Consider the following 14,484-nt stretch of genomic DNA (forward strand, 5'->3'; position numbering starts at 1 on the left):
TGCCCGGGGACTGACAGTCACCGGCCGCGGGTGATTTCTGGCCCGGACGACGCCTGGAGAACGCCTGGAGGACACCTGGAGCGCCGTTTCGGGCGACGGGGTGTGTACGGTCGGTGACCGTCAGGCTCCGCCCGACAGCAGTCCGGCCACGTGGCGGGCCGTGGCCGCGTCGCGGGCCGCGGTGAAGGGGAGGTCGTTGCCGCCCGTGATGCGGAACGGCTCGCCCGTGCGGGTCAGGTGGGTGCCGCCCGCCTCCTCGACCAGGAGCAGCCCGGCGGCGTGATCCCAGGCGGCTTCCCACGAGAACGCCGTACTGTCCAATTCACCCCGGGCGATGGCGAGATACTCCAGTCCGGCCGAGCCGCACGGGCGCGGCGCCACGCCCTCGGTGCGCAGGCCGATCAGGGCGTGCTTCTGTTCGTCCGTCGTGTAGTCCGGGTGGGACGTGGCCACGCGGAGGTCCCGGCCGGGCTCCGGCACGCCGGCGAACAGCCGCTCGCCGTCGAGGTAGGCGCCCTTGCCGCGCTGGGCGGTGGCGAACTGGTCGCGGGCGGGGGCGTAGGTCCAGGAGGCGAGCAGGGTGCCGCCGTGCGCCAGCGCGACCAGGGTGCAGAACCCGGCGTCGCCGTGCACGAACTGCCGTGTCCCGTCGACCGGGTCGACGATCCAGACCGGGGCGTCGCCGCATATCGCCTCGTACGAAGCCGGGTTGGCGTGGACCGCCTCCTCGCCCACCACGACCGAGCCGGGCAGCAGGTCGACCAGGACGTCGGTCAGATACAGCTCGGCCTTGCGGTCGGCGTCCGTCACCAGATCGTGCGGGCCGTTCTTCTCGTCGACCTCGTGCGCGGCGAGCCGGCGCCAGCGCGGCATGATCTCGGTGGCGGCCGCCTTGCGGATGGCCTCCTCGACGTCGGAGGCGTGCTGTGCGAGAAACTCTTCGATGGTTTCGTTGCTGTCGATCACCCCTCCATGACAACACGCGCCACTGACAATCCCCACCCTCCGGGTGCACTCCGGATGGCATCGCGATGAACAGCGACGTGTCCGGGCGGGCCGGACAGCGGCGGGCCCTGCCGATCACCGGCCGACGGCGTATCCCTGCATGCCGCGTGGGTTCGCCGCCGCCGACAGGACGCCCGTCTCCGGGTCCCGCGCGACCGCGCACAGCCGGCCCTCCGACCAGGGGCCGCCGACGGTCACCTCGTGGCCGCGCCGCCGCAGCTCCGCGACGACCTCCGGGTCGGTGCGGGACTCCACGGTGACGCTCCCCGGGCGCATGCCGCGCGGGTAGAAGGAGCCGGGGAAGCTGTCGTTGTGCCAGTTGGGGGCGTCGATCGCGCCCTGCAGGTCGGGGCCGCCGCGGACCTGGGCGCGAAGTGCGACCGCGAGGAAGAAGTGGAGCTGCCACTGGTCCTGCTGGTCGCCGCCCGGGGTACCGAACGCCATGACGGGCACGCCCGCGCGCAGGGCGATCGAGGGCGTCAGCGTGGTGCGGGGGCGGCGGCCTGGGGTCAGGGAGTTCGGCAGGCCCTCCTCGAGCCAGGTCATCTGGAGCCGGGTGCCGAGCGGGAAGCCCAGTTCGGGCACGACGGGGTTGGACTGGAGCCAGCCGCCGCTGGGCGTGGCCGAGACCATGTTGCCCCAGCGGTCGACGACGTCGAGGTGGCAGGTGTCGCCCCGGGTGGTCCCGTCGGCGAGGACCTCCGGTTCACCCGGCACCGGGGACGTCGGGCTCTTGGCGACGGTCGGTTCGCCGGCACCCAGGGCGTCGAAGCCCTCCTGGGCGGCCGCCGCCACGCGCGCGTGCGCGCACAGCCTCGGGGTGCGTCCGCCGGGGCTGCCGGGCCGCAGGTCGTGGTCGGACCGCTCGCCGACGAGGGCACGCCGGGCCGTGTTGTACCCGTCGGACAGCAGGTCGTCGAGCGGCACGTCGGCGGCGTCCCCGTACCAGGCCTCCCGGTCGGCCATGGCGAGTTTGCAGCCCTCGACCAGGAGGTGGACGTAGTCGGCCGAGCCGTACCGGGGCAGCTCGGGCGGGAGCAGGGCGAGCTGCTGGAGGAGGACCGGGCCCTGGCTCCAGGGGCCGGGCTTGCACACGGTCCAGCCGTTCCAGTCGTACGTCACCGGCGTCTCGTAGGTCGCGGACCAGGCGGCGAGGTCGGCGGCCGTGAGGGTGCCGGTGTGGTGGGTGCCGCTGGTGTCCAGGGTGGGGCACGCGGCCTGGCGCACGAGGGCCTCGGCGATGAATCCGGTGCGCCACACCTGCCGCGCGGCCTCGATCCGCGCCTCCCGGTCGCCGGCCCCGGCGGTCTCGCCGAGCAGCCGCTTCCAGGTGGCGGCGAGCACGGGATTGCCGAAGAGCTCGCCGGAGCGGGGTGCCTTTCCGCCGGGCAGGTACACGTCGGCCGACGAGGTCCACTCCGTCTCGAACAGCTCGCGCACGGTCTCTACGGTCTCCCCGACGCGCTCCACGGGCGCGTGCCCGTGCTCGGCGTACCCGATGGCGTACTTCAGGACGTCGGCGAGGGACTTGGTGCCGTGATCGCGCAGGAGCACCATCCAGGCGTCGAACGCGCCCGGCACGGCGGCGGCGAGCGGCCCGGTACCGGGGACGAGGTCCAGCCCGAGCCCCCGGTAGTGCGCGACGGTCGCCCCGGCCGGTGCGACGCCCTGCCCGCACAGCACCCGCACCTCGCCCCCGGCCGGGGCCAGCAGGATCGGCACCTCGCCGGCCGGACCGTTCAGATGCGGCTCCACCACATGCAGCACGAACGCGCCCGCCACGGCCGCGTCATAGGCGTTGCCGCCGTCCTCCAGAACGGCCATCGCCGACTGCGAGGCGAGCCAGTGGGTGGAGGACACCATGCCGAAGGTGCCCTGGAGGGTGGGGCGGGTCGTGAACATACGGCCTCTCACCTCGCTGTTTACGCGTACCGGCCCGGACGACGGGCACTCAGGATGGGTCCTGGGGAGAATCTGGGGAGTTTGCGCCAGGGACCTCCTCCTCCCGCTCCCCCAGAAGGCTATCGATCGCCCTGCGCCCCTTCTTCCCCGCCTCCGGCATGAAGTGGGCGTAGTGGTCGAGGGTGATGGTCGGCGACGAGTGCCCCAGCCACTTGGCGAGGGTCACGACCGACTCGCCTGCCTCGAGGACTAGGGACGCATACGTGTGCCTCAACACGTGGAAACCGTCCTTCGGAGCAGCTTGCCACTGCCAAGGCTTCGCCCCCTCCACCTGCGGCATTATGACGCCTGCTCTGGCCAAAGCGGGCTTCCAGCGCATTCCCGAGTAGCCTGGGCCGCCAGCATCGAGCGCTGACAAGGGGGGGCAGATGCACGGCATTGGCGGAATTGGCCTCAATCCAATTATTCTCGCGAGCTCCGCGATCAGCAGTAAGTACGCCGAGCTCCACGGCGCACCAGGAGCAGCAGTTGGAGATATCGAACGTGTGGCCGGTAGCACCGTCTATGTTCAGCACTACAACGGAAGTGCCATTTACTGGCGTCGGAGCCAAGATGCGTTTTGGGTTCACGGCGTAATCTACCAGCGCTGGATGGAGCAAGGGGGTGAGGGAAGCTATCTGGGGCTACCTCGCACCGACGAACAACCTTGGACCGATCCGGACACGAACAAGGCGGGAGTGATCAGTCATTTCGATCGAGGCGCGATCTTCTTCGTCAACGACAGCGGCGAGACCTTAGAATTTCCGGCTCGAAAGGTCTTTCATACTAGCCACATCGGAGTCTCATCGATTGGCGGATGGGTACAGCTCGTCCTCACCAGCGCTGGCAGCTTCCATTATCGAGGCCACCTGCACAACAGCGGATTCGTCGGCCTGTACTGCACCGTGGCGACAGCGGTCAAGATTCCCGGAACAGATAAAGCGGTGGCGGCGCGGTACGAAGCCAACGTTGGCGGTACAACATCTTTGGACGGCCGCGATGAGGACTGGGACGAGAGCGGCTTCGAGCAGGCGATCCGCGACAACTGGGATGCCCTAGGCACCGCAACACAAAGCAGCTCGACCCTGGAAGCTGAACTTGGTGGCTGGGAGGTGGTGACACTGGTGCTGCTACCCATCGTTGGAGCAGTCGCGTTTGTCGCTCTGGTGTCCGGCGGGTCTCCAAGCAACCTTAACTGCAGCTTTGAGGGCACGCACACCGTTCTCGACAGGAACAACCACACGGAAACGACGCACGATGGCGTGCGGTGCCGCCGCCGCTAGATGCTTATGCATGCCTCCCACGATCTACACCATCGCGGTTCCAGCGTCGGGGCGGCCTTCGCATGACAGGAGCCGAGGTGTTCTGCACCACCACGACGAGCGCCATCCGCGCAACTACCCGGCCTTCCCCGGCCTCACCGCAGCCATCTGCGGCTACAAGCGACTACTCCGCCTCACCACGTAGGACACGGTCTTACAACGGCTAACACAATGAGGTGAATCGACCCTGACGGCCATTGCCAACATAGGAGTTGAGCGTTCCAACTGGTGGCCGGGGTTACGGAGGCGGGAAGTCCAGGGCTCCCTTGCCGACGTGGACTGGTCTCGGACAGGATCGAGTCATGACGGACAAGCGCGAGCAGCACCCGCCTTCCTACGGCGAGTGGTCCCGGGAGGCGAACCAGGAGCTGATCGGCTGGGCACTGCACCCCACCAGCTCGGACACCTTGATGGAGATCGGTAACGGGCTGTTGGGCAACTTCCAGCCGAGCTTTTTCGCCGAGTTGGACTGGCAGACGTACCGGCCGGACCAATCGGACGACGACACCCGTCAGATCATGTGCATGATCAATGACTTCCTCTTCTTTTATTCGATCACCCACAACATTGCGCTCCGGCATCCGGAAAGCCCGGCCGACGCGTTCACCGAGGACGACCTGCGGCGGTTCGTGGCGCTTCACGAGGCGTACCTGGCCCACTGGCTCGGGCCACAGGGTCCGGCTTTACTGGAAGAGTTGGACCGCTACGTGGAGTCAGTTCGTCAGCCTTACTGGGCCGACCTGGAGGCGGAGATCCTCCGTTATGGAAGGAATCGGCTGGCCACGATTAGCACGTCACCCATGGTGTCTGCCCGCTTGACGCAGGTGCTGGACGTTCTACTCGCCAACATGATCTACCTCTACCTGGACCTGCCCTGGACACGCCGGAAGGCGAGGGCTGCAATTGACCGGATGCTTGCCGTCACGGCGGAATCACCGCTGCTGGGCTCGGGCAAGAGCTACTCGGCGGACGATGCACATAGATTCAGCGCGCTATTGCGGGATTGGGCAGGGATCGCCCGCGGCGAGGGTCTGGCCGACTGGGCGGAGCTCGCCGACGACGCGGCGGTCTGCGCCGGCGCGCTCGACGTCGATACGCTGGCAAAATACGAGGGCCAGTGGGCGACGGGGCGCACGCCCTGCGCCCGTTGCTCGATGTGGTTCGCCTTCGACACCATCACCTCGATGGACACGACCTGCAGCTACGTCAACTGGGCACAGCGCGGCGTCGTTTTCATCCCGGCGGGCATTGGCACCGCGGAGTGCCTCTACTGCGGCTTCGTCGCGCCGCTGGACTCACCGAAGATGTTCTATGCCGAGCAACGCGATCAGGTGGTCTACCTCGTTCCGACGAAGGACATGCTCGGCGAGGAGGAGGCGGCCGAGTTCTGGCGGGCCACCATCGAAGATCTGCGCGTGCGCTATGTGGAACACCTTGACGACGCAGCGCGGGAACGCTTTGAGAACGCGGCCGAGCTCCTCACCTGGAACGTCCGGAGCTTTCTCTACGCCATCCAGATGGGTGAGGACATCGCCGAGGACCACGTTTACACCTTCGTCGCGCTCGCCGACGGCTATGGCCTGATCTACGACGGCTCGAAGCGGTTCGCCCGCGTCCTTACGCCTGGTGAGGTTGACTGGTACCGGTCGACGGGCGCGCTTGAGCTAGCTCAACCGGAAATGGAGCGGGATGTTGCCTCCGCCCTGCCCGGCGTCGACGGGCCGCCGCTCGACGTCAACTCCAGCGACTTCGTACAGCGCGTCCTCCATCGGCTGACGGACATCAATGACTGGATCGACGCCAAGGCGGCCCAGGCCCGGCGCCAGTCTGGCGAGGCTGGTCCAGTGCCGAGCGCCGGCCAGTCCGCACAGAGTGGTGAGGCGGCGCAGTGAGCACGATCCTCGACTTTCTGACCTCCGATACGGGTCTTTTCGCTGCGATCGCCGCAGCCGTCGGCGTGGTCGCGGCCGTAGTCGGCGTCGTGCAGCCCATCCTGGCCCGGCGGCGGGAAAGCCGGGAGGCCAGGGCAAACCTCGCGATGACGAGTCCGCTGCTGTCCGACCTGTCCCTCTCGTCCAACTCGTACGACCTGCGCTTCGAGATGACCAATACAGGCGTGCACACCGCTGTCGCGGTCGCGGTGCGGCTGCGCGTGTTGGAGCGTGGACCGAGCACGACAGTCGTGCCCACGGTCACGGAAGCGCCGCTGCGGGTGAACAGTCACCGTGTCAAGTTGCGCCCCGAACATGACCTTTACGACGTCCGCGCCCGTGCGTACGGTCCGGCCCTACCGCCGCTCGCCTTCGCCGACGGCGAGGCTGAGGCATTCTCCATCAAGCTCGTCGCCGACGAACCGCAGCGCTACGTCATACGCATCGAAGTCGAGTGGTACGACACTAAGAACCCCGCGCACGTATGCGTGCTGCTGGGCAAGCCGGTCGAGGTTGACTTCCCGCCACGTGCTGGTAGCGGACGGAGTATCACCATGAGACCGGGAGGCAGTGATCAGTGACGATGCGGCCGGAAGCGCCGTTGCGTAACAGTGTGCACCGACTTCGCTGAATGCGAGAAACGGCTAACACAATGATGTGGATCGACCCTGGCGGCCGTTGCTGACATGCGAGTTGATCGTTCGGCCTGGTGTGGGCAGCGCCGTCGTTGAGGAGGCACCCGGCTGGGGAAGGGAGAGCGGCACTGGCCGACTTCACGGCTCTGGCCGCAGTTCCGTGATGCAGGCCGTTCCATTCGAGTCGAACATTCGTGGCTACTCGTGCTTTCGATCGCGCCTGCTGCCCGTGGCCGTACGCTATTCATGGAAACTGGAATCTCACACACCTGTTTGGTGGCTCGCCAGCATGGGCGGAAAACCGAGCAGTAGCGTGGGCCCACGGTAGAGAATCGTGTGAGGCCGCTGGCGACAACCGTCTTCGGCTGACGGCGTGTGAGGAGGCTGGACATGGGCTCCGTTGTCGTGGGCGTGGCTGGAACTCTGCTCGGAGTCTTGATTGGCGGCGCACTCCAGCAGATGCAGGCATCGCGTAACCGCAGGTGGCAGCAAGAGGACGCCCTCAGCGCTGCGAAGCAGAACGCCTATTCCGAGTTTCTTCGGTCGATTAGCGCCAGCTATGGGCAAGCGAAGTCTGGTCAGCGGAACCGTTCGGAGGATGGCCGCCTCCACGCCGCCACGGCTGAGATCGAAATTCTGGCCGGTAAGGAGGTGTCACGAGACGCTCGTAAGCTTGTGGAATGGGTTATCGAGGCGCATTCGATGATCGCTGATGGCGCCAGTGACGAGGAGGCGGGGGTGGCTGAGGTCAATCGCGATCGATACGCGGTGATTGAGCTGTTCAAGGCCGACCTCGGGCTCAAAACACATCCCTAGCTTCATCGCCTGTCGCTGGCCGTCCGGGGCCGGATGCTGCAGGCAGTTTCGTTAGTCATGGCCGTGTGAGGACACGGGTCCGGAGGAGTTCGAACGAAGCTCTGCCGTACATGGCTCGCTTGAGTGTTTTTACTCGGTTCACGTGCCCTTCGACCACCCCTGAGCTCCACGGCAGGGTGAGTCCGGCGGTGACGGCGTCTAGATCCCGGCGGAGGAAGCCAGCGAAGCCCTCATGGGCTTCGGCGCATCCTGCTCGGCCTGGCGGATCCACTCCAGCAGCAGGTATCCGCGCTGGTGCCGGACCAGATCGGCGAAGGCGCGGGCGAGGTAGCAGGCTCGGGTGATGTCCGGGCAGGCAAGCCGGACTTGTGACAGCCGCTCGTTCTGGCTGTCGGTGAGCGTCTCGCGAGGCCGCATGATCCACGAGGTGATCTTGCGAGGGCTCGGAATTTCGGCGCGGACCGGTTCGGCGGTGCCCGCGCGGAGGGCGGCGAGGTGTTTGCGGACGACCTGGCGGCTGCCGCAGTAGCCGCGGGCCTGGATCTCCAGGAACAGGCGTGTGCCGCTGACCTGGCCTTGGGCTTCGGTGAAGCGGGCGTTGAGGTATGCCTTGAACGGCTCCAGGACGCCGTTGGGGCGGCGGTCGCGGGCGGAGGCCAGCAGTTCGTCGAGGTCGGTGTCGCGGAAGCGGCGCACGGTCTTGCGGTCGAGGTTCAGACGGCGGGCGATGGCGCTGATCGTCCAGCGTTTCTCCAGCAGGCGGTGGATGTCCTCGTAGCGGTGGCGGGTGCGTTCGATGATCTGGGTGCGGGGCAGTTCCGCGGGCGGTAACAGCATCGGGGGCGGCTCCGGCACCACGATTCCCGTCTCCTCCTCGGCGCGTTTGCGCAGGCAGTCGCGGTGCTGGTGGCAAGTCTTCTCCACCGCGGCGGACAGGTTCCGCAACAGGTGCCAGCGATCAGCGACTTCCAGGGCATGAGGGGCGGCTTCCTTGACCGCCTTGGTGTAGGCGCTGGCTCGGTCCCGGCAGATGATCTCGGCGCCGGGATGCTCGGTGAGCCAGACCGCGAACGTCTCCGAGGTGCGGTCGGGCAGCACATCGACGACCCAGCCGGCCTCGACGTCGACCAGCACGGTGCCGTAGGTGCAGCCCTTGCGGAAGGCGAACTCGTCTACCCCCAGCACCCGCGGCGCTCGGTCCGGCACCGTCGGTGCCGTCAATAGCCTGAGCAGCCGGGTCCGGCCCGCGACCAGCCGCAGGTGGCGGCACAACCGTGCGGCCGGACGGCCGCCGAGCTCGAGCGCGATCGACCGCAGCCAGCCTGTCAGCCCGGTGCTGGAGCGGCGGTGCCGCTCGGACAGTCCCGGCACCTGCTCGACGAACGTCTTGCGGGAACAGCTCTTCCGGTCACAGAAGTACCGGCGGACCCGCAGCCGGACTATGACCCGGCGTGATCCCAAGGGCCTTTCATCCAGGGCGCGTTGGTACGTGCTGTGTGTGCGCCTCGCCTGTTTCCGGCAGTCCGGGCACCGGCCCGGGTGAGCGGTGGACACCGCCTCCACCACAAGGACGTCGGTGGAGTCGCTGACGCGTTCCACTCGCACATCGATCCCGGGAAACAGCACAGCCTCGACCGTCTTGCTCGCCATGGCAGGAAACACTCTGCCGAAACGATCCCTCGTTCCCCTCGCTGACCTGGGGATTCACGGAACTGCGGCCAGAGCCGATTTCACAGATCCTCATCAGCGTTCGTGACACGGGCCACAAGGGCTGGTTACCGGCCTTCCGCGACGCCACCTTGTTCAAGGTCGCATGCGCCAACGGCCTGCAACGCAATGAGACCCGGATGCTGGATCTCACCGACTTTCGGCCGCAACCCCGGCGACCACACACGGTGACGCCAAATTCCATCGGGAAGAGCACGGGGAAGCCCAGTCGGCTGGGCTACACATCATCCCTGCCCGACGCCCCTGTCGAGCAAGCCCAAGGCTGAGTACAGCGAGACCGAGAGGGTCATCCATACGACGAATGCCCCACCACCGCAGAGCACTGCGCGTGGCATGCTTCCGTCCGCTGCCCAAGACAGCACACCCGCGATGACTGCGACTAGCAGAGACAGGACAGTTGCCAAGGCGACGAGCAGGAGGCGCGTCAAAAGTCCGGAACTCAACGGCCGACATCCTTCTGTGAGGGTGGCCGTTCCGAGACATGCCGTCTCAGCCCGACCACCGAAGCACGATGGTTGGCTGAGACGGTGTAACCCCTGGAAAGCAGCGGACCGCTGTGGGTCCACGCAGCCGCGAGGTCACGCCCTCAATCAGTTCTCGGATGATAAGCGACTCCAGGAGAGCACGCCAGAGTGTGGTCATAAGGCGAAAGCCATCGGCCATCGCTCAGGGTGACCGCGGGGGCGATCCTGGCCGGAACATGCGACGCCTCAACATCCGAGCCCACCAGTCCCAAGGCCGGGGCAGGCACATCGAACGCTCGCTGGATCAGTAGCCGGCCCTGGCCGCTAGTTCGGAAGCGATCCTCGCACAACGCGCGGCGTACCCCTGAAGGTGGCGTTCCTGGAATTCTGCCGCGTCCCAATCCTCCTCGTGCACTTCTCCGTCTGGCCAGACGTACGCCCAAGCGGCAGACCCGCAGGTCAGATCGATTCGCCGCAGGTCGTACCGATCATCTTCGAAGGTGTCGAGGACTCGCCACTCCCGCTCGCTCAGGCCCGTCAGCAGCAGGCCGGGGGCTTCAGAGCCGGGCGCGGAGACAAGACCGGGGTATACGCGACCGTCGAGAGCCGCGGCGCGCCAGCCCAGTGTGGTGGCGGGCCGACGCTCGGGGACGCGTCCAATGAGGCCGATAAGCACCGGTTCGAACTGAAGCGTGCCGTAGACAAACAGGGCCGTCGGACCGTCAGCAAGTCGATTCGGCGGCGGACTTTGTAAGCCCACCAAGCACTCCGCCGGGTTCGAGTCCCGCATGTACACCTCCGTTGGATCAGGCTGGGGTGGAGGTGAGCAGGCGCCGGTCCTCTCGAGCGCCTGCCCGTCTGCCTCATGCGCGTGGTAAGAACGCCGCCAAAGTCGAGAATCAGGCCACGGTACGGGGTTGACAAGGCAGCGTCCTCGCCGATCTGGTCGTACGTATTAGCGTGAGCAGCTGGTAGTTGGCCAGGTCCGCGGGCTACATGATCCCCTTCCATCGCCACGGCGGCGCCCCGGCCCGGCCGCGAAGGCAGTCGACGCGGTACTGCGCCTCGCGCCGCCACTCTGGGCGGGTGGCGGCGTGCTGCGCCGCGTAGGTCGTCATCCGAAACTCGCGTACGCCGGCAAAGAGTTCATACCCTTCCCACTCCGTTACGTCGGTGCCGTAGGTCTCGCAGAACGCGGCGTACTGTTCGGCAGACACTGCGCCGGTCGTGGTGAGCTTGACGGCGGTCGACACGAGATCCCACTCCGGTGGGCCGTACGAAGCGCGCTCGAAGTCCACCAACAACGGGCCGGCCTCCGTGCGCGCCACATTGCCGACCCATGCATCTCCGTGGACTACACACTCCGGCAGGCCCCTCGGCCTCGAAGCCCACTGAGTCTTGAGGTCTGTGAGGCGGTCGTGCAGCCACTGTCGGTCATCGTCGGAGAGCGAGCTCGCTGCCTCGATACGCTCGACCAGCCGGACGAACGGGTCTAGCTCGCCGAGCGGCAGGTCTGGTTTCGGCAGGGCGTGCAGTTGCTTGAGGAGCGCGACGACGTCGGCGACGGTCCCGATTTCATGTGGCGGCAGCTCTTGCCAAAACGTCACTGGGTACCCGTTCGCCGCTACCGGCTGCCGCAGGTCAAGGGCGCGTACGGCAGGCACGCCCTGTGCGGCCAGCCAGCGGGCGACCAGAACCTCGCGCGTTGCGGCGGCGGACTGGCCGGGCCGGGCGATACGCACCACCACCCCCCTGGGAAGACGCCAAATGGCGTTCTCGGCGAGCCGTATCGGTTCCGCGTCGGTCGCGTCGAGGCCGGCGGCGAGGCACGCCGCCTGAAGTACGGCCTGAGTGGGCGTGGGTGAAGTGGTCACGCCTGCACCGTAGCCGCGATGCGTTCGCGCAGGTCGCTGGCCTCGGAAAGCTTCCTGTGCCGGCCCGCGAACCGGGCGAGTTCCCGCAGGTCGTCGGCGGCCCGGCACGAGGTCAACTTGCCGACATCGTCCAACGCTTGGTGGCCGAGCACGATCGCGTACCGCGGGTCGTCGCCCTTTGCCATGACCAGGGAAGCGAGCTTCGTCTCGGAGATGGCCCGTGAGCGGGCGAAGGCGTTCCCGTGGCCCTTCACCGCTATCTCGAATCGGCGGGCAGCTTGCCCCGGGTCCTGGTCCGCGTGGACAGCGAGATCGAAGAGCGCGTGCGCGGTATCACCGTGGTGCTGGGCGTAGTCGTAGTACGCCATCCACGGCGGATCCTGTGCCGGATCTGACTGTTCGAACGCGGCGTCGGCTTCTCCGACCGCCCGCAGGGTGTTGGCCACGTCGCGCATCTTGCCGAAGGCGCGGGCCCGGGCGGTCTGCAGCATGGCACGCTCGGTCGCGGTAAGGCGGTCGGAGCGCACCAGGCCCTTCTCCGCATGGGTGAGGCCGGTGTCCGGATCTCCGACCCAGATTTCCTGCCGAGCCATGAACGAGTACGTCTTGGCGCGCAGGTGCCACTCCCCGGCTTCCTCCGCGCACTCGGCGGCCAGCCGGAAGCTGACTCGGGCATCGTCGTGGGCGTAAGCGTCGAACTGCGAGGCACCGACAACAATCCCCAAGCGGGCCACAGGTCGGCGCGTTCCGCCTGCCGGCCGGCTGGGGCACCGTGCTCGGCGCACGGGCCGAGCTGCACATCACCTACAAGGACGGCTCACACCACGTGGTCCGCAGTGACGAGACCTGGACGAGCACGCGGTCGGCCATCACCCGGGCCGACCTCATGGACGGGCAGACCACCGACCTCCGCGCCCAGCCGGGCACCGACCAGCCGGTCCTCGTCGACCAGGTCCGGGCCCCCGCGATCGCCGCCCGCGCCGCCCGTACGCGTGGTCGCCGCACGCCCGGCCGAGTCGGTCAAGCAACTCGAAGGCGGCCTCTGGATCGCCGACTTCGGACAGAACGCCTCCGGCTGGATCGCCCTGAGCGACCTCGGACCGGCCGGGACCCGAACCGTCATCGACTACGGCGAGCACCTCGGCGCCGACGGCGACCTGACGACCGCTCACCTGGGCTCCGCCCGCCCCGGCGAGGACACGATCCCGTTCGTCCAGCGCGACGAGGTCATATCGGCGGGCCGCAGCGAGACCTTCGAGCCGCGCCACACGGTGCACGGCTTCCGGTACGCCCGCATCCGCCGCGACGGCGCCCCGCTCGACCCCGCGAGCCTCACCATGCATGTCGTCCACACCGACCTGCGCCGCACCGGCACCTTCGCCTGCAGCGACGACGACCTCAACCGCCTTCATGAGATCGCCGACTGGAGCTTCCGCGGCAACGCCGTCGACGTTCCCACGGACTGCCCGACCCGCGAACGCCTCGCCTGGACCGGCGACTACCAGGTCTTCGCGCCGACCGCCACGCGCCTGTACGACGTCCTCGGCTTCAGCCGCAAGTGGCTGCGCTCCGTCCGCGACGACCAGCTACCCGACGGCCGGATCGCCAACTTCTCGCCCGACGGCCGCCGCATCAAGCACCACCTCGACGACCAGTTCGCCATGATGACCGGCTCGGCCGGCTGGGGCGACGCGATTGTCGCCGTCCCGTGGGAACTGTACGAGTCCTACGGCGACCGGGAGATCCTCACCGAGAACTGGGAGGCGATGGTCCGCTGGGTCGAGTGGGCGCTCACCACCGCCCGCACTGCCCGGCACCAGTCCCGTATCGATCGCTCGGCCGAGCCGCTGCCGCACGAGCAGTACCTCTGGGACGGATCCTTCCACTGGGGCGAGTGGACCGAGCCGAAAGCGAAGGCCGCCGATGGCACTCGCATCGACCCGATCAAGACCGACCCTGTCGCCTGGTTCATGGCCGACAAGGGCGAGGTCGGCACGGCGTTCCTGTACCGCTCGACGTCGACCCTCGCCGCCGTCGCAGGGGTGCTGCGCCGTGACGAGGACGCGGCCCGCTACACCGAGACCGCCGAGCGCGTCCGCGACGCCTGGCGCACCGAGTTCCTTTCCCCTGACGGACGCACCACCGGCGACACCCAGGCCGGCTATGTGCGCGCGCTGGCTCTGGGACTCGTCCCCGACGAACTGCGCGAGGCAGCCGCAGCGCGCCTCGTCGAGCTGATCCGCGCCGCCGGCACCCACCTCGGCACCGGCTTCCTCGCCACCGGCGACCTGCTCCCGGTCCTGGCCGACACCGGCCACGCCGACGTCGCCTACGAACTGCTGTTCCAGCGCACCGCACCGTCCTGGCTGTACATGCTGGACCGCGGCGCGACCACGATCTGGGAGGACTGGGAAGGCATCGACGACAGCGGCACGGCCCACGACTCCCTGAACCACTACAGCAAAGGCGCTGTGATCCGCTTCCTGCACACCCACACCCTGGGGCTGCGGCAGGCACCGGGATCGGTCGCCTGGGAGGCCTTCGAGGTCGCGCCCGTCCCGCACCCGTCGCTGACCTGGGCCCGCGGCACGCACGAGTCCCCGCAGGGCACGATCGCCGTCGAGTGGCGCAGGACCGGCGACGAACTCACCATCACGGTCGACGTCCCGGCTGCCACCACCGCACGCGTCGTCTTCCCCGACGGCACCACCGAGACCGCCACGGCAGGCGCCTTCAGCGCCACCCGCCGTATGTCCGAAGGGAGTTGA

Annotated in this window: 11 protein-coding genes and 2 pseudogenes; 6 read left to right on the top strand and 7 right to left on the bottom strand. The window is 67.8% G+C overall.

Annotated elements, in window-relative coordinates; translation table 11 throughout:
- Positions 1 to 120: 120 nt before the first annotated feature.
- The 3 genes and pseudogenes from ACZ58V_RS11495 to ACZ58V_RS11505 form a co-directional block, all read right to left on the bottom strand.
- Positions 121 to 966 carry an inositol monophosphatase family protein gene (locus tag ACZ58V_RS11495; protein WP_468183747.1) on the bottom strand — a complete coding sequence of 282 codons (846 nt, stop codon included), beginning with the start codon at positions 964 to 966 and terminating at the stop codon, positions 121 to 123.
- Positions 967 to 1,080: 114 nt separating this feature from the next.
- Positions 1,081 to 2,907 carry a gamma-glutamyltransferase family protein gene (locus ACZ58V_RS11500; protein ID WP_471289715.1) on the bottom strand — a complete coding sequence of 609 codons (1,827 nt, stop codon included), beginning with the start codon at positions 2,905 to 2,907 and terminating at the stop codon, positions 1,081 to 1,083.
- A gap of 49 nt (positions 2,908 to 2,956) precedes the next feature.
- Positions 2,957 to 3,280: pseudogene (locus ACZ58V_RS11505) on the bottom strand (tyrosine-type recombinase/integrase); the annotation flags it as partial.
- Between the two features lie 55 nt (positions 3,281 to 3,335).
- On the opposite strand from ACZ58V_RS11505, the gene ACZ58V_RS11510 reads away from it, so the two are divergent.
- From ACZ58V_RS11510 to ACZ58V_RS11525, 4 genes are all read left to right on the top strand, one after another.
- Positions 3,336 to 4,229 carry an LGFP repeat-containing protein gene (locus ACZ58V_RS11510; protein WP_471289717.1) on the top strand — a complete coding sequence of 298 codons (894 nt, stop codon included), beginning with the start codon at positions 3,336 to 3,338 and terminating at the stop codon, positions 4,227 to 4,229.
- Positions 4,230 to 4,570: 341 nt separating this feature from the next.
- The gene (locus ACZ58V_RS11515) at positions 4,571 to 6,160 is read left to right on the top strand and encodes a hypothetical protein (protein ID WP_471289719.1); all 1,590 of its coding nucleotides are present in this window, start codon (positions 4,571 to 4,573) and stop codon (positions 6,158 to 6,160) included.
- Positions 6,157 to 6,780 (top strand): hypothetical protein, encoded by a 624-nt coding sequence (locus tag ACZ58V_RS11520; protein WP_471289722.1) that lies wholly within the window; start codon positions 6,157 to 6,159, stop codon positions 6,778 to 6,780. Before ACZ58V_RS11515 ends, ACZ58V_RS11520 begins: the two co-directional genes overlap by 4 nt.
- Before the next feature lie 444 nt (positions 6,781 to 7,224).
- The gene (locus tag ACZ58V_RS11525; RefSeq protein ID WP_471289724.1) at positions 7,225 to 7,650 is read left to right on the top strand and encodes a hypothetical protein; all 426 of its coding nucleotides are present in this window, start codon (positions 7,225 to 7,227) and stop codon (positions 7,648 to 7,650) included.
- A 198-nt stretch (positions 7,651 to 7,848) separates the two neighbouring features.
- Here the strand turns inward: ACZ58V_RS11525 and ACZ58V_RS11530 are convergent, their stop codons facing one another.
- The 4 genes from ACZ58V_RS11530 to ACZ58V_RS11545 all read right to left on the bottom strand — a co-directional run bounded on the left by ACZ58V_RS11530 (position 7,849) and on the right by ACZ58V_RS11545 (position 12,450).
- Complete coding sequence (locus ACZ58V_RS11530) at positions 7,849 to 9,300, bottom strand: ISL3 family transposase (protein WP_471289726.1); 1,452 nt, start codon at positions 9,298 to 9,300, stop codon at positions 7,849 to 7,851.
- An 846-nt stretch (positions 9,301 to 10,146) separates the two neighbouring features.
- Positions 10,147 to 10,632, bottom strand: coding sequence for a gamma-glutamylcyclotransferase family protein (locus ACZ58V_RS11535; protein WP_471289730.1), 486 nt, complete (start codon positions 10,630 to 10,632; stop codon positions 10,147 to 10,149).
- A 202-nt stretch (positions 10,633 to 10,834) separates the two neighbouring features.
- Positions 10,835 to 11,716, bottom strand: a complete 882-nt coding sequence (locus ACZ58V_RS11540; protein ID WP_142157606.1) for an aminoglycoside phosphotransferase family protein — start codon at positions 11,714 to 11,716, stop codon at positions 10,835 to 10,837.
- Positions 11,713 to 12,450: a hypothetical protein gene (locus tag ACZ58V_RS11545; RefSeq protein WP_471289732.1), complete on the bottom strand. Its 738-nt coding sequence runs from the start codon at positions 12,448 to 12,450 to the stop codon at positions 11,713 to 11,715. The genes ACZ58V_RS11540 and ACZ58V_RS11545 overlap by 4 nt, the downstream gene beginning before the upstream one ends.
- A 38-nt stretch (positions 12,451 to 12,488) precedes the next feature.
- On the opposite strand from ACZ58V_RS11545, the pseudogene ACZ58V_RS11550 reads away from it, so the two are divergent.
- A pseudogene (locus ACZ58V_RS11550) lies at positions 12,489 to 12,593 on the top strand (alpha-L-rhamnosidase N-terminal domain-containing protein); the annotation flags it as partial.
- A 115-nt stretch (positions 12,594 to 12,708) separates the two neighbouring features.
- A complete protein-coding gene (locus ACZ58V_RS11555; RefSeq protein WP_471289733.1) occupies positions 12,709 to 14,484 on the top strand; it encodes a family 78 glycoside hydrolase catalytic domain in 1,776 nt (591 codons plus the stop codon).

The organism is Streptomyces sp. NPDC040589 (assembly GCF_055594445.1).

Bases quoted from the DNA above. Each gene is read 5' to 3' on its own strand.
- ACZ58V_RS11500 (WP_471289715.1), bottom strand. From the start codon at position 2,907: ATGTTCACGACCCGCCCCACCCTCCAGGGCACCTTCGGCATGGTGTCC.
- ACZ58V_RS11510 (WP_471289717.1), top strand. From the start codon at position 3,336: ATGCACGGCATTGGCGGAATTGGCCTCAATCCAATTATTCTCGCGAGC.
- ACZ58V_RS11515 (WP_471289719.1), top strand. From the start codon at position 4,571: ATGACGGACAAGCGCGAGCAGCACCCGCCTTCCTACGGCGAGTGGTCC.
- ACZ58V_RS11525 (WP_471289724.1), top strand. From the start codon at position 7,225: ATGGGCTCCGTTGTCGTGGGCGTGGCTGGAACTCTGCTCGGAGTCTTG.
- ACZ58V_RS11530 (WP_471289726.1), bottom strand. From the start codon at position 9,300: ATGGCGAGCAAGACGGTCGAGGCTGTGCTGTTTCCCGGGATCGATGTG.
- ACZ58V_RS11535 (WP_471289730.1), bottom strand. From the start codon at position 10,632: ATGCGGGACTCGAACCCGGCGGAGTGCTTGGTGGGCTTACAAAGTCCG.